The organism is Enterobacter cloacae complex sp. 370H10 (assembly GCF_050031535.1).
In the GTDB taxonomy this organism is placed as follows: domain Bacteria; phylum Pseudomonadota; class Gammaproteobacteria; order Enterobacterales; family Enterobacteriaceae; genus Enterobacter; species Enterobacter intestinihominis.
Window position 1 is genome coordinate 1657448 of record NZ_JBLGWG010000001.1, and the last position, 23174, is coordinate 1680621.

Genomic DNA, 23174 nt, shown 5'->3' on the forward strand with positions numbered 1-23174 from the left:
AAAAAATATGCGGAAAACATTTAGGCATTGGGCATAAAGAGCATTCTGGGAACCCAAAAATCGCGCGGAAGAGTCTCCTGTCGGCACTGTTCAAGGTGTTCGATATAGCGTCGGCGGGAAATTTCAACCGCGCCGAGCGAGGCGGTGTGCTCATTCAGCACCTGACAATCCATCAGTTGTCCGCCGCGTTGGGCAAATTCCTGGCTAAAAACCAGCAGCGCGGTTTTCGACGCATTCGTGGCGCGGGAGAACATCGACTCGCCGCAGAACAGCGTGCCCTGCGCCACCCCGTACATCCCCCCAACGAGGTCATCATCTTTCCATACTTCGATGGAGTGCGCGTAGCCCAGCTCATGAAGCTGGTGGTAGGCGATAATGATATCGCGGGTTATCCAGGTGCCTTCATGACGATCTTCAGCGCAGCCTTCGATTACCTGCCCGAAGGCGTGATTGAGCGTGACGCGATAGGGCGAATTTGCGTGAAAACGTTTCATGCTGCGGCTCAGGTGAAACTGCCCGGGCCACAGCACGGCTCGCGGGTCCGGAGACCACCATAAAATCGGGTCGCCGGGAGAAAACCACGGGAAGATGCCGCGCTGGTAAGCCATTAAGAGACGCGCCGGGCTGAGATCGCCGCCCAAAGCCAGCAATCCGTTAGGTTCACGCAGCGCCCCCTCCGGAGAAGGGAACGCAATATTATGGCGAGAAAGCTGCACCAGGCGCATGACAACAGAACTCCAGTACGCGAGAGAGGACGCTACAAATATAGTCTACAGGCGCTGTTTAAACTGGTAGTAGCGACCCTGTTTTGCCAGCAGCTCTGCGTGATTACCTTGCTCAATTATGTGTCCGTTGTCCATCACAATTATTCGATCGAAATTCACCAGCCCACGCAGGCGGTGAGTGACCATCAGCACGGTTTTGCCTTTCATCACCTTTGTCAGTAAATCAAGAATTTGACTCTCGGTTGTCGCATCCAGACCTTCTGTCGGTTCATCCAGCAACATCAGCGGCGCATCGTGCAGGAGGGCGCGCGCGATGGCCAGACGACGCAGTTCGCCGCCGGAAAGCTGTCGGCCCCCTTCACCCAGCCAGCTGTTCAACCCGTCGTCCTCAAGCAGCTTGTGCAGCCCAACCTGTTCCAGCATCGCCCGTAGCGTATCGTCAGAGGCGTCCGGTGCCGCCAGAAGAAGATTATCGCGCAGCGTAGCGCTGAACAGGTGCACACGCTGGGGCACGACGCTGACCGTTTTACGCAAGGCCGCTTCGCTAAAATCAGACAGCGGAAGGTCGTTAAACCGAATCTCGCCCTGCTGCGGGTCCCAGGCGCGCGTGAGGAGTTGCAGAAGCGTCGATTTGCCACATCCCGTACGGCCAAGGATCGCAATGCGCTGCCCGGCATCAACAGAAAGGCTGATGTCTTCCAGCGCGTTTTGCGCCTGCTTGTCGTAGGCGAAGGTGACGTTGCTGAGCGTCAGCGCGACCTGCTCCGGCACAGCGGTTTGACCCGCGCTGAACTTCACTTCCGGCTCCTGCTCTGCAATATCCGTAATGCGCAGCGCAGAGGCAATCACCTGGCCGAGATGCTGAAAGGCGCCGGTGACCGGGGCTAAGGCTTCGAAGGCTGCCAGGGCACAGAAAACAAACAGCGCAATCAGCGGGCCAGGCTGCGGGTTACCGCCCACGCCACCGGAGGCCATCCAGAGCATGGCGATAACGGCAAACCCACCGATTAACATCATCAGCGCCTGAGAAAACGCGGTCAGTTCAGACTGGCGACGCTGGGCTTCATGCCAGTTCAGTTCCGTATTTTCCATACGGGTGCGGTAGCGCTTGCTGGCACCAAAAATGGTGAGCTCGGCCTGACCCTGCAACCAGGAGGTGAGCTGCTGGCGGTATTCCCCGCGCAGACGCGTCAGGTTTTCCCCGGTGGTTTTACCTGCACGATAAAACAGGGGCGGCAGAATAATCAGCGTCATCAGCATGATGCCGCCGAGCGTCAGTGCGATGGGAACATCCAGGAAACTCAACCCCAGCGTGACCACGACAATCACCACAAACGCGCCCACCATGGGCGAGATGACGCGCAGATAGAGGTGATCCAGCGTATCCACATCCGCAACTACGCGGTTGAGTAATTCGCCCTGCCGAAAACGTGCCAGCCCGGCAGGGGAGAGGGGCAGCAATTTGCTGAACGTATAAATACGCAGGTGTTGCAGCACGCGGAAGGTCGCGTCGTGGCTGACCAGGCGTTCGAAGTAGCGCCCGGCAGTTCGCGTAATCGCCGTGCCGCGCACCCCGGCGGCAGGCAGCATGTAGTTAAAGCTGTATAGCCCGGCAAAGCCTGCGGCCGCAGACGCGGAGAGGAACCAGCCAGAAAGCGTAAGCAGGCCGATGCTGGCGAGCAGAGTGATAATCGCCAGTACGATCCCGAGCGTCAGCATCCATTTGTGGCGTTTATACAAAGCAAGATAGGGAAGCAGGGCGCGCATCAGATATCCTCCTGACGGTTCGCCAGCAGGGTCGCAAAGGGCCCCAGTGCGGCAACAAGCGCGGCGTAATCGCCTTGCTCAACAATGTGTCCGTTTTCCATCACCCAGATCTGATCCCAGTCGGCAATACCTTCCAGCTGGTGGGTCACCATCAGGGTAGTTTGCTGGCGTGAGGCTGCGTTAAGCGCATCCATCACGCGCTGCTCGCTGTGAGCGTCCAGGCTGGCGGCGGGTTCGTCCAGCAGCATTAACGAACAGGGGTTCAGCAGCGCACGGGCAACCGCGACGCGCTGTGCCTGGCCCACTGACAGCCCGGCAGACTGATCGCCAATGACGGTATCGACACCCTGCGCAAGCAGCGGCAAAAACTCGCTGACCCAGGCGCGGTCGAGGACCGATTGCAGCTCATCGTCACGTGCATCCGGCCTTGCCAGCAGCACATTCTCGCGCAGCGTTGGGGCAGGCAGCTGAGGGTTTTGACCCACCCAGCTTAGCTGTTTACGCCAGGCATCAGGATCGAGCTCGCGCAGCTCCGTTTTGTTGATACGCAGCGATCCGGTGTACGCCATAAAACCTGACAGCGCATTCAACAATGAGCTTTTACCTGAGCCGCTGGTACCCACCAGCACCACACGTTGCCCGGCAGGCAGGGTAAAGTTCAGCGGGCCGGCCAGCACTTTGCCTTCAGGCGACAGAACAGAAAAATCCTGTGCTTCAATGGTCACCGGATCGTTCGTATTCAGCGTCACTTCACCACGCTCCGGATGTGCCAGCGGCGTTTCCATAAAGGTTTTCAGGCTGTCGGCAGCACCCACCGCCTGCGCTTTGGCATGGTAAAAGGTGCCGAGATCGCGAAGCGGCTGGAAAAATTCCGGGGCCAGGATCAGCGCCAGGAACCCGGCGGAAAGCGTGACCGCCGTACCGTAGTGGCCAAAGTCCAGCGCGCCGAGGTAGGAGAAGCCAAAGTAAACCGCCACAAGCGCAATCGACAGGGAGGTAAAGAACTCGAGCACGCCGGAAGAAAGGAAGGCCATGCGCAACACTTCCATGGTGCGCTGACGAAAATCCTGCGACGCCAGGCGAATGTTTTCGGTTTCCGCTTCACCACGACCAAAGATCCGCAGGGTTTCCATTCCGCGCAGACGGTCCAGGAAATGACCGCTCAACCGACCCAGCGCAAGGAAGTTGCGACGGTTAGCATCTGCTGCACCCATGCCGACCATCGCCATAAACAGCGGGATGAGCGGGGCGGTCCCCATCAGGATCAGAGCCGCTACCCAGTTAACAGGGAAGATGGCGATAACAATCATCAGAGGCACAAACACTGCCAGCGCCATCTGTGGAAGATAACGCGCATAGTAATCGTGCATATCGTCGATTTGCTCAAGGATCAGCGTCGCCCAGCTACCGGCCGGTTTGCCCTGGATCCACGCAGGCCCGGCTTCCGAAAGCCGGTCGAGCACTTTGCGGCGGATCTCATAGCGGATGTGCTGGCCGGCATGGAACCCAACCCGCTCGCGCAGCCAGACCACCCACGCACGCAGGACGAAAACCAGCACCAGAACGATAAACGGCAGCAGCAGCGCTTCGCGCGGGATGCTCTCCATGATCATATGATTGAGAATGCGGGCCAGCAGCCATGCCTGGGCAACAATCAACAGACCGCTGATAAATCCCAGAACGCGGGAAATCATAAGCCAGCGGCGGGACAGAACGCTTTGCTGTTTCAGCCAGCGCGTTAACTCTTGTTGACGGGTTTTTTCCATTGCGTACTTTGCAGGTGACGTTATAAGAAATTAGACATCTGCATGTTACACGTGAGCAAAAATAAAGGCGACCAGTGGCCGCCTTTATTTACGTTTGTTACTGACTTGTAAAGATTATTTACCTTGTTCTGCCAGTCCGTCCAGATAGCGTTCTGCGTCCAGGGCGGCCATACAGCCGGTCCCCGCAGAGGTGATCGCCTGACGATAAATATGGTCCATCACGTCGCCAGCCGCGAAGACGCCTGGGATGCTGGTCTGCGTGGCATTGCCGTGAATGCCAGACTGCACTTTGATGTAGCCGTTCTCCAGCTCAAGTTGGCCTTCGAAAATGGCCGTGTTCGGGCTGTGACCGATTGCCACAAACAGGCCTGCCACCTCCAGCGTTTCGACGGTGTCGGTGTTCTGCGTATCACGAATTCGCAGACCCGCCACACCCATCTGATCGCCGGTCACTTCTTCCAGCGTACGGTTGGTATGCAGCACAATGTTGCCGCTCGCCACTTTATCCATCAGGCGTTTGATCAGGATCTTCTCAGCGCGGAAGGTGTCGCGACGGTGGATCAGGTGTACTTCTGAGGCGATGTTCGCCAGATACAACGCTTCTTCCACAGCGGTGTTGCCGCCGCCAATCACCGCAACTTTCTGGTTGCGATAGAAGAAACCGTCGCAGGTCGCGCAGGCTGATACGCCGCGCCCTTTGAATGCTTCTTCAGACGGCAGACCGAGATAACGGGCAGAGGCACCGGTAGCGATGATCAGCGCATCGCAGGTGTATTCACCGCTGTCGCCGGTCAGACGGAACGGACGGTTCTGCAAGTCCACTTTATTAATGTGGTCGAACAGGATTTCGGTTTCGAATTTAGCAGCATGCTCGTGCATGCGCTCCATCAGCAGCGGCCCGGTCAGGTCGTTCGGGTCGCCCGGCCAGTTTTCCACTTCCGTGGTGGTGGTCAGCTGACCGCCTTTTTCCATCCCGGTAATCAGTACCGGTTGCAGGTTAGCGCGTGCAGCATAGACCGCTGCGGTATATCCCGCAGGTCCAGAACCAAGGATTAGCAGCTTACTGTGTTTGGTCGTGCCCATGAGATCCCCATTGTTGTTGGCAGGCAATGGGCTGGATTGTAGGGAATTTGTTGCCGTAAAAAAAGAGCACGACAGTTTTGCTTCCGATATATGCAATAGTCACGCCCTATGGATCAGACACGGTCATATCACGTCTGCTACTGAAAATCGCGCGTTTATAAGGCAATAAAATGATGATTAATACCCCCCCGTAATGAATATCTGGCATCTTGTACTAAAAATCGATGTTTTGCTTTGACAATCCCCTGCGCTTTTGCGAAAACATTCAAGGAAGAAAAAAAGACGCATGAACTGCATGTCGAATAGACATGCACGTAAATGCCATTTTTACCGGGTCAGTGAAATCTACGCATGGTGTGGACAGACGCCATACGTGATGTCTGTGACTGCTTTCGGGCAACGGTCTTCTTACCGCAGAACCCGAATCCACATCGCATCTAATACATAACCAGGCGATGTGATGAATAACGGGTGCAGGCTCTGAACAGTGATGTGCACAGGGTCCAGGCAGGAGTAGGGAAGGAATACAGAGAGACAATAATAATGGTAGATAGCAAGAAGCGCCCTGGCAAAGATCTCGACCGTATCGATCGTAACATTCTTAATGAATTGCAAAAGGATGGGCGTATTTCCAACGTCGAGCTTTCAAAACGTGTGGGACTTTCCCCGACGCCGTGCCTTGAGCGTGTGCGTCGACTGGAAAGACAGGGTTTTATTCAGGGCTATACGGCTCTGCTAAACCCGCATTATCTGGATGCCTCACTTCTGGTATTTGTTGAGATTACTCTGAATCGTGGTGCGCCGGATGTGTTTGAGCAATTTAACGCCGCTGTACAAAAACTTGAAGAAATTCAAGAGTGTCATCTGGTTTCCGGTGATTTTGACTACCTGTTAAAAACCCGTGTACCTGATATGTCCGCCTACCGTAAGCTGCTGGGTGAAACCCTGCTGCGTCTGCCAGGCGTGAACGACACCCGTACTTATGTGGTGATGGAAGAGGTCAAACAGAGCAATCGTCTGGTTATTAAGACGCGCTAACACGGAACAGGTGCAAAATCAGTGTAGTTTGATTACACTCCTGTTAATCCATACAGCAACAGTGCCGGGGATACCCGGCGCTGTTGTCCGTTTTAGCACACAGGCAGGACATGCCTGATACCTGGAGAGCCTTTCTTGAGCCAGGAATACACTGAAGACAAAGAAGTCACATTATCTAAGCTAAGCAGCGGACGTCGTCTCCTCGAGGCGTTACTGATTGTTATTGCCCTTTTTGCCGTCTGGCTGATGGCCGCCTTACTCAGTTTCAACCCCTCAGATCCCAGCTGGTCGCAAACCGCATGGCATGAGCCTATTCATAACTTAGGTGGCGTTCCCGGTGCCTGGCTTGCGGACACGCTCTTTTTCATTTTCGGAGTGATGGCTTATACCCTTCCCGTCATCATTATTGGCGGATGCTGGTTTGCCTGGCGTCATCGACAGAACGACGACTACATCGATTATTTTGCCGTTTCGCTGCGCCTGATTGGCGCCCTGGCACTGATCCTCACCTCCTGTGGGCTGGCGGCGATCAACGCCGATGATATCTGGTACTTCGCCTCCGGCGGGGTGATCGGCAGCCTGTTGAGCTCCGCGCTGCAACCGATGCTTCATAGCAGCGGCGGCACGCTGGCGCTGCTCTGTATCTGGGCGGCGGGCCTGACGCTGTTTACCGGCTGGTCCTGGGTGAGCATTGCTGAGAAGATCGGCAGCTTTATTCTGACGCTGCTGACGTTCGCCAGCAACCGTACCCGTCGTGACGATACGTGGGTCGATGAAGACGAGTATGAAGATGAGTACGAAGAGGAAGACGAGGCGCCTGTACAGCGGCGTGAATCTCGCCGCGCGCGTATTCTGCGCGGTGCTCTGGCGCGCCGCCAGCGCGTCGCTGAAAAATTTGCTAACCCGTTAGGCCGTAAAACTGATGCCGCGCTGTTCTCCGGCAAACGTATGGATGAAGACGAGCAGATTGAGTATCGCGGTGCGGCCGTCGACCCTGATGACGTACTGTTCTCTGGCCATCGAGCCACGCCGGGAGAGTATGACGAATACGATCCGCTGCTGAATGGCCACTCCGTGACTGAACCGGTAGCCGCTGCTGCTGCCGCAACGACGGCTGCGCAGGCCCATGTTGCGCCTGTTGAAGCCGTGATGCCGTCCTCGCCTGTTCCGGCACCGGAGTCCGCGATCCAGCAACCGCAGGTAGACTGGCAGACTGCGCCAGGCGTCCATACGCCTGAACCGACCATTGCGCCGGAGCCTGAAAGTTATATTCCTGTGCAGCAGGAACAGTGGCAGCAACCGTATCAGCCGCCTGAGCCTGCCAGCGTGCCGCAACAACCGTATCAGGCTTATACGCCCGAACCCGCTGTACCTGAACAGCCTTACGTTGCACCGGTGTCTGAACCCGAAGTGGTGGAGGAAGCGAAGCCATCCCGTCCGCCATTATACTATTTTGAAGAAGTGGAAGAGCGCCGCGCCCGTGAGCGCGAGCAGCTTGCCGCTTGGTATCAGCCCGTGCCCGAGCCGGTGCAGGAGCCTGTTGCAAAAGCGCCTTCGGTCAGCGTTCCACCTGTAGAACCTACGCCAGCCGTTGCGTCGGGTGCAGAAGCCGTGAAGCAGGCAACGGCAGCCGCTGCCGCGTCCGCTCCGCTATTCAGCCCGGCAGCCGACAGCGCCCCGCGTCCTCAGGTGAAAGAGGGCATTGGTCCACAGCTGCCGCGCCCTAACCGCGTGCGCGTACCGACTCGCCGGGAGCTGGCCTCTTATGGCATTAAACTGCCTTCCCAGCGTATGGCGGAAGAAAAAGCCCGTGAGTCCGACTACGAAGATGATGCCGACGAACTGCATCAGGATGAGCTGGCGCGTCAGTTTGCTGCCCAGCAGAATCAGCGTTACGGCGAAGAGTATCAGCATGACGTGCCTTCACAGCATCACGTGCCTTCACAGCAGGACGAGGATGATGCGGCCGAAGCGGAGCTGGCGCGCCAGTTTGCAGCAACGCAGCAGCAGCGTTATTCCGGTGAGCAACCTTCGGGGGCAAACCCGTTCTCGCTGTCGGATTTCGAATTCTCACCAATGAAAGATCTGGTGGATGATGGCCCAAGCGAACCGCTGTTCACGCCGAGCGTAATGCCGGAAGCGGAGCCGGTGCGTCAGCCGCCTGCACCACAGGCTTACGTGCAGCCGCAACAGCCGGCGCCGCAGGCGTATGCGCAGCCGCAGACACCTTCTCCACCGCCTCAGCCACAGTTCCAGCAGCCAGCACCACAGCCGCAGGAGAGCCTGATTCACCCGCTGCTGATGCGTAACGGAGACAGCCGACCGCTGCAACGACCAAGTACGCCGCTACCGTCGCTGGATCTGTTAACGCCACCGCCAGCGGAAGTCGAGCCGGTGGATACCTTTGCCCTTGAGCAGATGGCCCGTCTGGTGGAAGCGCGTCTGGCTGACTTCCGCATTAAAGCGGACGTGGTGAACTACTCACCGGGCCCGGTGATCACCCGTTTCGAACTGAACCTGGCACCGGGCGTAAAAGCGGCGCGTATTTCTAACCTCTCCCGCGACCTGGCGCGTTCTCTGTCCACCGTGGCGGTACGCGTGGTGGAAGTGATCCCAGGCAAGCCTTACGTTGGCCTTGAGCTGCCAAACAAGAAACGCCAGACCGTTTATCTGCGTGAAGTTCTGGATAACACCAAATTCCGCGACAACCCGTCCCCGCTGACCGTGGTGTTGGGTAAAGATATCGCCGGCGATCCGGTGGTTGCCGATCTCGCGAAGATGCCGCACCTGCTGGTTGCGGGTACTACCGGCTCGGGTAAATCGGTCGGGGTGAACGCCATGATCCTCAGTATGCTCTACAAAGCGCAGCCTGAAGACGTGCGTTTCATCATGATCGACCCAAAAATGCTCGAACTGTCCGTCTACGAAGGCATTCCGCATCTGTTAACGGAAGTGGTTACCGACATGAAGGACGCCGCCAACGCATTACGCTGGAGCGTCAATGAAATGGAGCGTCGCTACAAGCTGATGTCGGCGCTGGGCGTGCGTAACCTGGCCGGTTATAACGAGAAAATCGCCGAGGCGGCGCGTATGGGCCGTCCGATTCCGGACCCATACTGGAAGCCGGGTGACAGCATGGATGCCCAGCATCCGGTGCTGGAAAAACTGCCTTACATCGTGGTGCTGGTGGATGAATTTGCCGACCTGATGATGACCGTTGGCAAGAAAGTGGAAGAGCTGATTGCGCGTCTGGCACAGAAAGCGCGTGCGGCGGGCATCCACCTGGTACTGGCAACGCAGCGTCCGTCCGTGGATGTAATCACCGGTCTTATTAAGGCAAACATCCCGACTCGTATCGCGTTTACCGTGTCGAGTAAAATTGACTCCCGTACTATCCTTGACCAGGGCGGAGCAGAGTCGCTGCTGGGGATGGGTGATATGCTCTATTCCGGGCCGAACTCCACCTCGCCGGTGCGTGTTCACGGTGCGTTTGTTCGCGACCAGGAAGTGCACGCGGTTGTGCAAGACTGGAAAGCGCGCGGGCGACCGCAATATGTTGACGGCATCACCTCTGACAGCGAAAACGAAGGTGGCGGCGGTGGTTTTGACGGCGGCGAAGAGCTGGATCCGTTATTCGACCAGGCGGTTAATTTCGTCACCGAAAAACGCAAAGCGTCCATCTCCGGCGTGCAGCGCCAGTTCCGTATCGGTTACAACCGCGCGGCGCGTATCATTGAGCAGATGGAAGCCCAGGGCATCGTGAGCGAACAGGGGCACAACGGTAACCGTGAGGTGCTGGCGCCACCGCCTTTTGAGTAATCTTCAGCGATTGCAAAGAAGGGTAAATCAGCAAAAATTAAGCATATTCTTCTGTCGCCTGCCTTCGGGCAGGTACAGAATAGAAACGGAACCCCCATATCGGGAAGACGTATTTTAAGGAATAACAATGAAAAAAATCGCCATCGCCTGTGCATTACTCTCCAGTTTTGTTGCCAGCAGCGTCTGGGCTGATGCAGCCAGCGACCTTAAAAGCCGACTGGATAAAGTGAGCAGTTTCCACGCCAGCTTCACGCAAAAAGTGACTGACGGCAGCGGCAACGCGGTGCAGGAAGGCCAGGGAGATTTGTGGGTGAAACGCCCAAATCTGTTCAACTGGCACATGACCCAGCCGGATGAAAGCGTTCTGGTGTCTGACGGTAAAACCCTGTGGTTCTACAATCCGTTTGTTGAGCAGGCGACCGCCACCTGGCTAAAAGACGCGACCAGCAATACGCCGTTTATGCTCATTGCCCGTAACCAGTCCAGCGACTGGCAGCAGTACAACATCAAACAAAACGGTGATGAGTTCGTCCTGACGCCAAAAGGCAGCAACGGTAATCTGAAGCAGTTCACCATTAACGTGAGCAGCAACGGTACCATTAATCAGTTCGGCGCGGTTGAGCAGGACGATCAGCGCAGCAGCTATCAGTTGAAGTCTCAGCAAAACGGCGCCATTGATGCATCGAAATTCACCTTTACCCCGCCGCAGGGCGTAACGGTGGACGACCAACGCAATAAGTAAGAGGCATGAGTGAGCAACCTGTCGCTCGATTTTTCAGATAATGCGTTTCAACCTCTGGCCGCCCGTATGCGGCCAGAAAATTTAGCTCAGTACATCGGTCAGCAACATCTGCTGGCTGCGGGGAAACCCTTGCCGCGCGCTATTGAGGCGGGGCATCTGCACTCCATGATCCTCTGGGGGCCACCCGGCACCGGAAAAACCACGCTCGCTGAAGTGATTGCCCGCTATGCCAACGCGGACGTTGAGCGCATCTCGGCGGTCACGTCGGGGGTGAAAGAGATCCGCGAGGCGATCGAGCGGGCGCGACAAAACCGCAATGCCGGACGTCGAACCATTCTGTTTGTCGACGAAGTTCACCGCTTCAACAAGAGCCAGCAGGACGCCTTTCTGCCGCACATTGAAGACGGTACGATTTTCTTTATCGGCGCCACCACGGAAAACCCGTCGTTTGAACTGAACTCTGCGCTGCTCTCCCGGGCGCGCGTGTATCTGCTTAAATCGCTGACCACGGAAGATATCGAAAAAGTTCTGACGCAGGCGATGGAGGACAAAGCGCGCGGTTACGGCGGGCAGGATATCGTTCTGCCGGACGAGACGCGTCATGCTATCGCCGAACTGGTTAACGGTGATGCCCGTCGGGCGTTGAACACGCTCGAAATGATGGCCGATATGGCCGAAGTGGACGATGCGGGCAAGCGCGTATTGAAGCCTGAACTGCTCACCGAAATTGCCGGTGAGCGCAGCGCGCGCTTCGATAATAAAGGCGATCGTTTTTACGACCTCATCTCTGCATTACATAAGTCCGTGCGCGGCAGCGCCCCGGATGCGGCGCTCTACTGGTATGCGCGTATCATCACCGCCGGTGGCGATCCGTTATATGTCGCGCGTCGCTGCCTGGCGATTGCGTCAGAAGATGTCGGTAATGCCGATCCACGCGCCATGCAGGTCGCTATTTCCGCCTGGGACTGCTTTACCCGCGTCGGGCCTGCGGAGGGCGAGCGTGCCATTGCGCAGGCAATTGTCTATCTGGCTTGCGCACCGAAAAGTAACGCGGTGTATACCGCCTTCAAAGCGGCGATGTCGGATGCACGTGAACGTCCGGACTACGATGTGCCGGTTCATCTGCGCAATGCGCCTACCAAATTGATGAAAGAGATGGGTTACGGGCAGGAGTATCGCTACGCCCATGACGAACCCAACGCCTACGCCGCCGGGGAAGAGTATTTCCCGCAGGAGATGGCACAAACCCGCTATTATCACCCCACAAACAGAGGTCTTGAGGGTAAGATTGGCGAAAAGCTCGCCTGGCTTGCCGGACAGGATCAAAATAGCCCTATAAAACGCTACCGTTAGTTCAATCGTTGCGGTAATGTTGGCAATATATCTCTGTGGCTGCAGGCTGTGGTCACTTTTTCCTTTTTTAATTCGATAAGCACAGGATAAGCATGCTCGATCCCAATCTGCTGCGTAATGAGCCAGACGCAGTCGCTGAAAAACTGGCACGCCGGGGCTTTAAGCTGGATGTAGATAAGCTGCGCGCTCTTGAAGAGCGTCGTAAAGTTTTGCAGGTACAAACAGAAAATCTGCAGGCAGAGCGTAATTCTCGATCGAAATCCATTGGCCAGGCGAAAGCACGCGGGGAAGATATTGAGCCATTACGCCTGGAAGTGAACAAACTGGGTGAAGAGCTGGATCAGGCGAAAGCTGAACTGGACGTTCTTCAGGCTGAAATTCGTGATATCGCTCTGGCGATTCCGAACATTCCTGACGACAGCGTCCCTGTCGGCAAAGACGAAAACGACAACGTTGAAGTGAAACGCTGGGGTACGCCTCGCGAGTTTGACTTCGAGGTGCGCGATCACGTGACGCTGGGCGAAATGCACGCGGGCCTGGACTTTGCGGCTGCGGTTAAGCTGACCGGTTCTCGCTTCGTGGTAATGAAAGGTCAGATTGCTCACCTGCACCGCGCGCTGGCGCAATTTATGCTGGATCTGCACACCGAGCAGCATGGCTACAGCGAAACCTACGTTCCGTATCTGGTTAACCACGATACGCTGTACGGTACAGGCCAGCTGCCGAAATTTGCCGGCGATCTGTTCCATACCCGTCCGCTGGACGAAGAAGCTGACAGCAGCAACTACGCGCTGATCCCAACCGCGGAAGTGCCGCTGACCAACCTCGTGCGTGATGAGATCATCGACGAAGACGATCTGCCAATCAAACTGACTGCGCACTCTCCATGTTTCCGTTCTGAAGCCGGTTCTTACGGTCGTGATACGCGCGGTCTGATCCGTATGCACCAGTTCGATAAAGTTGAGATGGTGCAGATCGTTCGTCCGGAAGAGTCTATGGACGCGCTGGAAGAGATGACAGGTCACGCAGAGAAAGTGCTGGAGCTGCTGGGGCTGCCATACCGCCGTATGGCGCTGTGCACCGGTGACATGGGCTTCGGCGCCTGCAAAACCTTCGACCTCGAAGTCTGGGTGCCTGCGCAAAACACCTACCGTGAAATCTCCTCTTGCTCTAACGTCTGGGATTTCCAGGCGCGTCGTATGCAGGCGCGTTGCCGCAGCAAGTCCGACAAGAAGACCCGTCTGGTTCATACCCTGAACGGTTCTGGTCTGGCGGTTGGCCGTACGCTGGTTGCCGTGCTGGAGAACTACCAGCAGGCAGATGGTCGTATTGAGATCCCTGAGGTGCTGCGTCCTTACATGAAAGGCCAGCAGTTCATCGGCTAATATTTTGCTGCAAAACAAAAAAGCGCCTCAGGGCGCTTTTTTTATATCTTTGATTTGATACGACGCAATATTCCCTCCCTCTAAAGTAGTAATACTCCTCCGAACGAAAGTTAGCATAAAACACCTGTAACGAAGGAATTCGTTATATATAAAACTACATAGCGGTATGCGCCGCCTCTCTTTTCTTTGTGAGCAACCAAAGTGAGTCTTTATGAAAATCAAAGCGCCTGAAGCGTTAATGGCTGCCGAGGTCACTCGCCGTGGGTTGATGAAAACCACGGCAATAGGTGGTCTGGCGGTTGCCAGCAGCGCCTTTACGCTTCCTTTTACCCGTCTGGCGTCGGCGGCGGAGGCTCTGTCTCCCGCTTCAGCCCCGGAAAAAGTGGTGTGGAGTGCCTGTACCGTTAACTGTGGTAGCCGTTGTCCGCTGCGTATGCATGTTGTGGACGGTGAAATCAAATACGTTGAAACCGACAATACCGGCGATGATAACTACGAAGGGTTACACCAGGTTCGTGCCTGTCTGCGTGGCCGCTCAATGCGCCGTCGCGTTTATAACCCGGATCGTCTGAAATATCCGATGAAGCGTGTCGGTAAGCGTGGGGAAGGGAAGTTCGAGCGCATTAGCTGGGACGAGGCCTACGATATTATCGCGACCAACATGCAGCGCCTGATCAAAGAGTACGGCAACGAATCCATCTACCTGAACTATGGCACCGGGACGCTGGGCGGCACCATGACCCGCTCCTGGCCGCCGGGTAAAACGCTGGTAGCGCGCCTGATGAACTGCTGCGGCGGCTATCTCAACCATTATGGCGACTACTCTTCCGCACAGATTGCCGCGGGCCTGAACTACACCTATGGCGGCTGGGCAGACGGTAACAGCCCGTCGGATATAGAAAACAGCAAGCTGGTGGTATTGTTCGGCAACAACCCGGGCGAAACGCGTATGAGCGGCGGTGGGGTAACCTATTATCTTGAGCAGGCACGCGCCAAATCCAACGCACGTATGATCATCGTCGATCCGCGCTACACCGATACCGGCGCGGGGCGAGAAGACGAGTGGATCCCTATCCGCCCTGGTACCGATGCGGCGCTGGTCAATGCGCTGGCGTATGTGATGATCACTGAAAACCTCGTCGATCAGCCGTTCCTTGATAAATACTGCGTCGGCTATGACGAGAAGACGCTGCCAGCCAGCGCACCGGCTAACGGGCATTACAAAGCGTATATTCTTGGTCAGGGCAGCGACGGGGTAGCGAAAACCCCTGAGTGGGCATCCACCATCACCGGCATTCCAGTCGAACGTATTGTTCAGCTGGCCCGTGAAATTGGTTCAGCAAAACCGGCTTATATCAGCCAGGGCTGGGGACCGCAGCGTCACGCGAACGGCGAAATTGCCACCCGCGCTATTTCTATGCTCTCGATTCTGACTGGCAACGTCGGCATTCACGGCGGTAATAGCGGGGCGCGTGAAGGCTCGTATGAAGTACCGTTTGAACGTATGCCAACGCTGGATAACCCGGTTCAGACCAGCATCTCCATGTTTATGTGGACGGACGCGATCGAGCGCGGCCCGGAAATGACCGCGCTACGCGACGGTGTTCGGGGCAAAGATAAGCTGGATGTGCCGATCAAAATGATCTGGAACTATGCCGGTAACTGCCTGATCAACCAGCACTCAGAGATCAACCGCACCCACGAAATTTTGCAGGACGACAAGAAGTGCGAAATGATTGTGGTGATCGACTGCCACATGACCTCATCGGCGAAGTATGCCGATATTCTGCTCCCAGACTGCACCGCCTCTGAGCAGATGGATTTCGCGCTGGACGCCTCCTGCGGCAACATGTCCTATGTGATCTTCACAGACCAGGCCATCAAACCGCGCTTCGAGTGCAAAACCATCTATGAGATGACGTCCGAGCTGGCGAAACGTCTTGGCGTTGAGCAGCAGTTCACAGAGGGGCGTACTCAGGAAGAGTGGATGCGCCATCTGCACGAGCTCTCACGCAAAGCCATTCCAGACCTGCCGGACTTCGATACCTTCCGCAAGCAGGGCATGTACAAGCAGCGCGATCCGGAAGGGCATCACGTGGCGTATAAAGCCTTCCGCGACGATCCGCAGGCCAATCCGCTGACCACGCCGTCGGGCAAAATCGAGATCTACTCCGAAGAGCTGGCAAAAATTGCCGCAACGTGGGAATTGCCGGAAGGGGACGTTATCGATCCGCTGCCGATCTATACGCCTGGCTTCGAAAACTACAACGATCCACTGACGGAGAAATTCCCACTTCAGTTAACCGGTTTCCACTACAAAGCGCGTGTTCACTCCACCTACGGCAACGTTGACGTTCTGAAAGCGGCCTGCCGACAGGAGATGTGGATCAACCCGATGGATGCGAAAGCGCGCGGCATCAGTAATGGCGATCGCGTACGTATCTTCAACGGACGTGGCGAAGTGCATATCGAAGCTAAAGTGACTCCGCGCATGATGCCTGGCGTTGTCGCGCTGGGGGAAGGGGCCTGGTATAACCCGGATGCGAACCGTATCGATCAGGCGGGCTGCATCAACGTTCTCACTACGCAGCGTCCATCGCCGCTGGCGAAGGGCAACCCATCCCACACAAACCTCGTTCAGGTTGAAAAGGCGTAAGGAGTAACCGATGACAACCCAGTATGGATTTTTTATTGATTCCAGCCGCTGCACCGGGTGCAAAACCTGCGAGCTGGCCTGCAAGGATTATAAAGACCTGACCCCGGACGTCAGCTTCCGTCGTATTTATGAATACGCAGGCGGCGACTGGCAGGAGGATAACGGCGTCTGGCATCAGAACGTCTTCGCCTATTACCTGTCGATTGCCTGCAACCACTGCGAAGATCCGGCCTGCACCAAGGTCTGCCCGAGCGGGGCAATGCACAAGCGCGACGACGGTTTTGTGGTGGTGGACGAGGATGTCTGCATTGGCTGTCGCTACTGCCACATGGCCTGCCCGTACGGTGCGCCGCAGTATAACGCGGCTAAAGGCCACATGACCAAGTGCGACGGCTGCCACAGCCGCGTGGCGGACGGCAAAAAGCCCATCTGCGTCGAGTCCTGCCCGCTGCGCGCGCTGGACTTTGGCCCGATTGAAGAGCTGCGTAAAAAACACGGTCAGCTTGCTGCGGTCGCGCCGCTGCCGTCTGCGCACTTCACGAAGCCGAGTATTGTGATTAAACCTAACGCCAACAGCCGTCCGACGGGTGACACCACCGGCTACCTGGCAAACCCGAAGGAGGTGTGAGATGGGAAGTGGATGGCATGAATGGCCGCTTATGATCTTCACGGTCTTTGGGCAGTGTGTGGCAGGCGGGTTTATCGTCCTTGCGCTGGCGCTGTTAAAAGGGAACCTCAATGCTGAACAGCAGCAGCGTTTAGTGTTGAGCATGTTTGGCCTGTGGGTGTTGATGGGGATTGGGTTTATCGCCTCTACGCTGCACCTGGGCTCACCGATGCGCGCGTTTAACTCCCTGAACCGCGTAGGTGCCTCTTCGCTGAGTAACGAGATTGCCAGCGGCGCAATCTTCTTTGCAGTTGGCGGGCTGGGGTGGTTACTGGCAGCGCTGAAAAAGCTGCCGTCAGGGTTACGTGCGTTGTGGCTCATCGTCACCATGGTACTGGGCGTTGTCTTTGTCTGGATGATGGTCCGGGTGTACAACACCATCGATACCGTTCCGACCTGGTACAGCGTCTGGACGCCGATGAGCTTCTTCCTGACCATGTTTATTGGCGGGCCGCTGCTGGGTTATCTGCTTCTGCGTGTAGCTGGCATTAATGGTTGGGCGATGCGCCTGCTGCCCGCGGTCTCGCTGCTGGCACTGGTCATCAGTACCGTTGTAGCGCTTATGCAGGGAGCGGAGCTGGCGACCATTCACAGCTCTATCCAACAGGCTTCGGCGCTGGTACCGGATTACGGTTCTCTGATGGCCTGGCGTGTGGTGCTGCTGACGGCGGCGCTGGTGTGCTGGATTGCCCCTCAGCTTAAAGGTTACGCGCCTGCGCTACCGTTGCTGTCACTGGCCTTTGTGCTGGTGCTGGCAGGGGAGTTAATTGGTCGCGGCGTATTTTACGGTCTGCATATGACGGTCGGTATGGCTGTCGCCAGCTAATTTTAGATTTTGTTATAAAAAGCCGGGACATAGTGCCCGGCTTTTCTTTTTTCATTCATGAAATTTTTCGACTGATGTTTCGTTGTAAAAATTCCCGGAAATAAATAAAAACAAATAGATAATTAATATTGGTAGCAGGCTTTGCATTAGCAGGATGAGTTTTTTAAATCGACAAGGCGCATATCGTGCGTGACGCCTGAATCGGTGGATTGACTTTGTTTTTGCCAGTGGCATGATGCGCACGAAATCTGAACTTCCTCACGGTTTTTAATCCATGACCACCTATACCCGCCCGGTGCTTTTGTTGCTCTGTGGCCTGCTTTTGCTGACCCTGGCGATCGCGGTGTTGAACACACTCGTCCCGCTATGGCTCGCCCATGAAAACTTACCAACCTGGCAGGTGGGTATGGTTAGCTCGTCCTTTTTTACGGGCAATCTGCTGGGCACCTTATTAACGGGCAGCCTTATTAAGCGCTTTGGTTTTAACCGCAGCTATTATCTGGCGTCACTGATCTTTGCCGTCGGATGCGCCGGTTTAGGACTGATGGTCGGCTTCTGGAGCTGGATGGTCTGGCGCTTTATTGCGGGCGTTGGCTGCGCCATGATCTGGGTGGTGGTTGAAAGTGCGCTGATGTGCAGCGGCACGTCCCGTAATCGCGGGCGTCTGCTGGCGGCTTATATGATGGTTTACTACGTCGGTACCGTTCTGGGACAACTGATGGTCAGCAAATTCCCAACCGACCTGATGAGCGTTCTGCCATGGGTAACAGGGATGGTGCTGGCCGCAATTCTGCCGCTGCTCTTTACCCGTATCGTGAACCAGAGCAGTGAGCATCAGGAGGCCACGCACGTTTGGCCGATGCTGAGACTGCGCCATGCGCGCCTGGGGATTAACGGCTGTATTATTTCCGGGATTGTGCTGGGGTCGCTCTATGGCCTGATGCCGCTCTATCTTAACCATCAGGGTGTCAGTGATTCCGGGATCGGTTTCTGGATGGCGGTGATGGTCAGCGCGGGGATTGTCGGCCAGTGGCCAATTGGCCGCCTGGCGGACCGCTTTGGTCGTCTGCTGGTGCTGCGCGTCCAGGTTTTCGTGGTCATCATGGGCTGTCTCGCTATGCTCAGCAACGCCGCGATGGCGCCTGCGCTGTTCATTCTGGGGGCTGCGGGTTTTACGCTCTATCCGGTCGCGATGGCCTGGGCCTGTGAGAAAGTTGAGCATCACCAGCTGGTGGCGATGAACCAGGCATTGTTGCTGAGTTACACCATCGGCAGTTTACTGGGGCCGACTTTTACCGCTATGCTCATGCAAAATTACTCTGATAATCTGCTGTTTATCATGATCGCCAGCGTATCGTTTATTTATCTGTTAATGTTGCTGCGCAAAGCGGGCGAGCACCCAACGCCAGTGGCACATGCCTGATTAAATAAAAGCCTGTCGATGACAGGCTTTTTTGTCCCTGTCACATATAAGACTTTTACTTATTGTGAGTTTTTACTGCCTGGCGATAATTCAAATGAGTTCTACCACTAAAAGGCAGCAATCATGTCTACTCGTCGTTTTTCCACTACCGCACTTGCCGTAGTGTTGGCTTTAACGTTTGCAACGGCTCCGGCCATGGCTAATCCAGGAAACGGGAATGGCGGTGGTCACGGAAACGGTGGCGGACAAGGTAATAGCGGCAATCATGGTAACGGGAACGCTGGTAACCATGGTAATAAGCACAATACCGGCCAGGATAATCCAGGAAAATCGGATAAGAGCTTTAAAAACAGCAACGATGTTGGTCATGATGTTGACGTCCGCGTGAGCTTCGATCATGCCCGCCATCTGGCACTGAATTACGGCTTAACGGGCTACGACTCTCTGCCTCCGGGTATTGCGAAAAACCTGGCGCGCGGTAAGCCACTGCCTCCGGGCATTGCGAAGAAAACCGTGCCAGCCGATATGCTGGGTCAGCTTCCTTCTTATCCGGGCTATGAATGGCGCGTGGTGGGTGACGACCTGGTCTTAATTGCGCTGAGTACCGCGATTGTGACTTCGGTGATTAACGGCGTCTTTAAATAGAATATAAAAAGGCCCGGTTTTCACCGGGCCTTTTCGTTAATACATGACCTTGTGGCCATACTGCTCAAGAATACCTTTGACGCGCTCCATCGTCTCTTTTTTCGGCGGCTTCACGCCATCGAGCTTGTACTCTTCACCCATTGCCACCCATTTGTGTTTACCCAGCTCGTGATAGGGCAGGAGTTCAATTTTCTCCACGTTACCCATATCCCGGGTAAATTCGCCCAGACGATGTGCAGAATCATCATCATCTGACCAGCCCGGTACCACCACGTAGCGGATCCAGGTCTTGACGCCTTTGTTGGCAATGTATTTGGCAAATTCCAGCGTACGGTGGTTTGAGACGCCAACCAGATTCTGGTGGATCTCATCGTTCATCTGCTTGAGATCGAGCATCACCAGATCGGTCACTTCAAGCAGTTCATCAATAACCGGATCGTAACGGCGCACAAAGCCGTTGGTGTCGAGGCAGGTATGAATACCTTCTTTATGGCAGGCGCGGAACCAGTCGCGCACAAATTCAGCCTGAAGAATAGCTTCACCGCCGGATGCCGTCACGCCACCACCGGACGCGTTCATGAAGTGGCGATAGGTCACCACCTCTTTCATCAGATCTTCAACGGTGACTTCTTTACCGCCATGGGTGTCCCAGGTGTCACGGTTATGGCAGTACAGGCAGCGCATCAGGCAGCCCTGGAAGAAAGTGATAAAGCGGATCCCCGGGCCATCGACGGTGCCACAGGATTCAAAGGAGTGAATGCGACCAATAATTGACATTGCGGTGATATCTCCGAATTTGGCCCATCCGGGGGCCTATGTAGATGCACAGCTCAAAGGCTATGTCGAGTCTGTTTTGGCTGTTATCCATTAAGTATAGATAGCGGACAAAAGAGACTGATGAAGCGAGGGTGTTAAAAAGGCCCCACTTGCGTGGAGCCTTTATTGTACGCTTTTTAACGCGTGATTTCAGTCAATTCCACTTACATGGACTGAGTGAAAGTACGGGTGATGACGTCCTGCTGCTGTTCTTTCGTCAGGGAGTTAAAACGTACTGCGTAGCCAGATACGCGGATGGTCAGCTGAGGATATTTCTCAGGATGTTCCATCGCGTCGAGCAGCATTTCACGGTTCATCACGTTCACGTTCAGGTGCTGACCACCTTCAATGGACGCTTCGTGGTGGAAGTAACCATCCATCAGACCCGCGAGGTTAGTTTTACGCACTTCGTCGTCTTTACCCAGCGCGTTTGGCACGATAGAGAAGGTGTAAGAGATACCATCTTTCGCGTATGCAAACGGCAGTTTAGCAACGGAGGTCAGAGAGGCAACCGCACCTTTCTGGTCACGACCGTGCATTGGGTTAGCACCTGGGCCGAATGGCGCGCCAGCACGACGACCGTCTGGGGTGTTACCGGTTTTCTTACCATACACAACGTTAGAGGTGATGGTCAGAACAGACTGAGTCGGGATAGCGTTACGATAGGTAGTGAGTTTCTGAATTTTCTTCATGAAACGTTCTACCAGGTCAACCGCCATGTCATCAACGCGAGCGTCGTTGTTACCAAACTGCGGATATTCGCCTTCGATTTCGAAGTCGATAGCCAGACCATCTTCGTCACGAATTGGTTTAACTTTCGCATATTTGATTGCAGACAGGGAGTCAGCCGCAACGGACAGACCTGCGATACCACACGCCATGGTGCGAACGACGTCACGGTCGTGCAGCGCCATCAGAGAGGCTTCGTAGCTGTACTTGTCGTGCATGTAGTGGATGACGTTCAGCGCAGTGACATACTGCTTAGCCAGCCAGTCCATGAAGTGATCCATGCGCTCCATCACTTCGTCGAAGTTCAGAAGGTCGCCTTTGATCGGTTCAGACTTAGGACCAACCTGCATTTTCAGTTTTTCGTCAACGCCGCCGTTGATTGCGTACAGCATGGTTTTCGCCAGGTTTGCACGCGCACCGAAGAACTGCATTTGCTTACCAACAACCATTGGGCTTACGCAGCACGCGATAGCGTAGTCGTCGTTGTTGAAGTCCGGACGCATCAGGTCATCGTTCTCGTATTGCAGAGAAGAGGTGTCGATGGACACTTTAGCGGCGAATTTCTTGAAGTTCAGTGGCAGTTTTTCAGACCACAGAACGGTGATGTTCGGCTCCGGAGAAGGACCCATGGTGTACAGGGTGTTCAGGAAGCGGAAGCTGTTTTTGGTTACCAGCGTACGGCCATCTACGCCCATACCGCCGATAGATTCGGTTGCCCAGATTGGGTCACCAGAGAACAGCTCATCATATTCTGGAGTACGCAGGAAGCGAACCATACGCAGTTTCATGACCAGGTGGTCAATCATTTCCTGAGCGTCTTGCTCGGTGATTTTGCCTGCTTTGATATCGCGTTCGATATACGCATCCAGGAAGGTGGATACGCGGCCGAAGGACATTGCTGCACCGTTCTGAGACTTAACCGCGGCCAGGTAGCCGAAGTAGGTCCACTGAATAGCTTCCTGAGCGTTGGTTGCAGGACCAGAGATATCACAGCCGTATTTAGCCGCCATCTCTTTGATCTGACCCAGCGCACGGTGCTGTTCAGCAATCTCTTCACGCAGACGGATAGTCGCTTCCAGGTTTACGCCGTTTTCCAGGTCAGACTGGAGAGAGACGAACTGCGCGTATTTGTCTTTCATCAGGAAGTCGATACCGTACAGCGCAACGCGACGGTAGTCACCGATGATACGGCCACGGCCATAGGCATCTGGCAGACCGGTCAGAACGCCAGATTTACGGCAGTTCAGAATGTCTTTGGTGTAAACATCGAATACACCCTGGTTATGGGTTTTACGGTATTCGGTGAAGATTTTTTTCAGCATTGGGTCCAGCTCGCGGTTATACGCTTTGCAGGAACCTTCAACCATTTTAATGCCACCGAACGGGATGATTGCGCGTTTCAGTGGTGCTTCAGTCTGGAGACCAACGATTTTCTCAAGGGCTTTGTTGATGTAGCCAGCATCGTGAGAAGTGATGGTAGAAGCAACGGAGGTGTCAAAATCAACTGGCGCGTGAGTGCGGTTTTCCAGTTTAACGCCTTCCATTACGCTGTCCCACAGCTTGGTGGTTGCATCAGTCGCACCAGCCAGGAAGGATTCGTCACCTTCATACGGGGTATAGTTTTTCTGAATGAAGTCACGGACGTTGACTTCATTCTGCCAGTCACCTTTCGTAAAACCTTCCCAGGCTGTGGCTAACTTTTCATTAAGCTCGGACATGTAACACCTACCTTCT

16 protein-coding genes are annotated in these 23174 nt (G+C 55.4%); 10 read left to right on the forward strand and 6 right to left on the reverse strand.

Annotated elements, in window-relative coordinates; genetic code table 11:
- Nucleotides 1–20 precede the first annotated feature (20 nt).
- The 4 genes from aat to trxB all read right to left on the reverse strand — a co-directional run bounded on the left by aat (nt 21) and on the right by trxB (nt 5341).
- Nucleotides 21–725, reverse strand: coding sequence for a leucyl/phenylalanyl-tRNA--protein transferase (aat, locus tag ACQG2Q_RS08075; RefSeq protein ID WP_023299713.1), 705 nt, complete (start codon nt 723–725; stop codon nt 21–23).
- A 45-nt stretch (nt 726–770) separates the two neighbouring features.
- Complete coding sequence (gene cydC / locus ACQG2Q_RS08080; protein ID WP_023299714.1) at nt 771–2492, reverse strand: heme ABC transporter ATP-binding protein/permease CydC; 1722 nt, start codon at nt 2490–2492, stop codon at nt 771–773.
- Nucleotides 2492–4258, reverse strand: coding sequence for a heme ABC transporter permease/ATP-binding protein CydD (gene cydD, locus ACQG2Q_RS08085; protein WP_063849201.1), 1767 nt, complete (start codon nt 4256–4258; stop codon nt 2492–2494). Before cydD ends, cydC begins: the two co-directional genes overlap by 1 nt.
- 114 nt (nt 4259–4372) lie before the next feature.
- Nucleotides 4373–5341, reverse strand: coding sequence for a thioredoxin-disulfide reductase (trxB, locus tag ACQG2Q_RS08090; RefSeq protein ID WP_022647616.1), 969 nt, complete (start codon nt 5339–5341; stop codon nt 4373–4375).
- Nucleotides 5342–5884: 543 nt separating this feature from the next.
- Between trxB and lrp the strand changes: the two genes are divergently transcribed.
- The 10 genes from lrp (at nt 5885) to ACQG2Q_RS08140 (ending at nt 19895) form a co-directional block, all read left to right on the forward strand.
- Nucleotides 5885–6379, forward strand: coding sequence for a leucine-responsive transcriptional regulator Lrp (lrp, locus tag ACQG2Q_RS08095; protein ID WP_000228469.1), 495 nt, complete (start codon nt 5885–5887; stop codon nt 6377–6379).
- A 135-nt stretch (nt 6380–6514) separates the two neighbouring features.
- Nucleotides 6515–10198 (forward strand): DNA translocase FtsK 4TM domain-containing protein, encoded by a 3684-nt coding sequence (locus ACQG2Q_RS08100; protein ID WP_023305800.1) that lies wholly within the window; start codon nt 6515–6517, stop codon nt 10196–10198.
- 127 nt (nt 10199–10325) lie between these two features.
- Nucleotides 10326–10940, forward strand: coding sequence for an outer membrane lipoprotein chaperone LolA (gene lolA, locus ACQG2Q_RS08105; protein WP_022647618.1), 615 nt, complete (start codon nt 10326–10328; stop codon nt 10938–10940).
- Nucleotides 10941–10949: 9 nt separating this feature from the next.
- Nucleotides 10950–12293 (forward strand): replication-associated recombination protein RarA, encoded by a 1344-nt coding sequence (gene rarA / locus ACQG2Q_RS08110; RefSeq protein ID WP_063849200.1) that lies wholly within the window; start codon nt 10950–10952, stop codon nt 12291–12293.
- Nucleotides 12294–12385: 92 nt separating this feature from the next.
- On the forward strand, nt 12386–13678 hold the full coding sequence (gene serS / locus ACQG2Q_RS08115) for a serine--tRNA ligase (protein WP_003858266.1): 1293 nt from the start codon (nt 12386–12388) through the stop codon (nt 13676–13678).
- Nucleotides 13679–13889: 211 nt separating this feature from the next.
- Nucleotides 13890–16334 (forward strand): dimethylsulfoxide reductase subunit A, encoded by a 2445-nt coding sequence (gene dmsA, locus ACQG2Q_RS08120; RefSeq protein WP_023299718.1) that lies wholly within the window; start codon nt 13890–13892, stop codon nt 16332–16334.
- Nucleotides 16335–16344: 10 nt separating this feature from the next.
- Nucleotides 16345–16962 (forward strand): DMSO/selenate family reductase complex B subunit, encoded by a 618-nt coding sequence (locus tag ACQG2Q_RS08125; RefSeq protein ID WP_017384545.1) that lies wholly within the window; start codon nt 16345–16347, stop codon nt 16960–16962.
- Between the two features lies 1 nt (nt 16963).
- A complete protein-coding gene (locus tag ACQG2Q_RS08130; protein WP_023299719.1) occupies nt 16964–17827 on the forward strand; it encodes a dimethyl sulfoxide reductase anchor subunit family protein in 864 nt (287 codons plus the stop codon).
- Nucleotides 17828–18101: 274 nt separating this feature from the next.
- Complete coding sequence (locus ACQG2Q_RS08135; RefSeq protein ID WP_023299720.1) at nt 18102–19250, forward strand: MFS transporter; 1149 nt, start codon at nt 18102–18104, stop codon at nt 19248–19250.
- 123 nt (nt 19251–19373) lie between these two features.
- A complete protein-coding gene (locus ACQG2Q_RS08140; protein WP_022647623.1) occupies nt 19374–19895 on the forward strand; it encodes an anti-virulence regulator CigR family protein in 522 nt (173 codons plus the stop codon).
- A gap of 36 nt (nt 19896–19931) precedes the next feature.
- On the opposite strand, the gene pflA is transcribed toward ACQG2Q_RS08140, so the two are convergent.
- Nucleotides 19932–20672, reverse strand: a complete 741-nt coding sequence (pflA, locus tag ACQG2Q_RS08145; RefSeq protein ID WP_003858250.1) for a pyruvate formate lyase 1-activating protein — start codon at nt 20670–20672, stop codon at nt 19932–19934.
- Nucleotides 20673–20875: 203 nt separating this feature from the next.
- The gene (gene pflB, locus ACQG2Q_RS08150) at nt 20876–23158 is read right to left on the reverse strand and encodes a formate C-acetyltransferase (protein ID WP_022647624.1); all 2283 of its coding nucleotides are present in this window, start codon (nt 23156–23158) and stop codon (nt 20876–20878) included.
- Nucleotides 23159–23174: the final 16 nt, after the last annotated feature.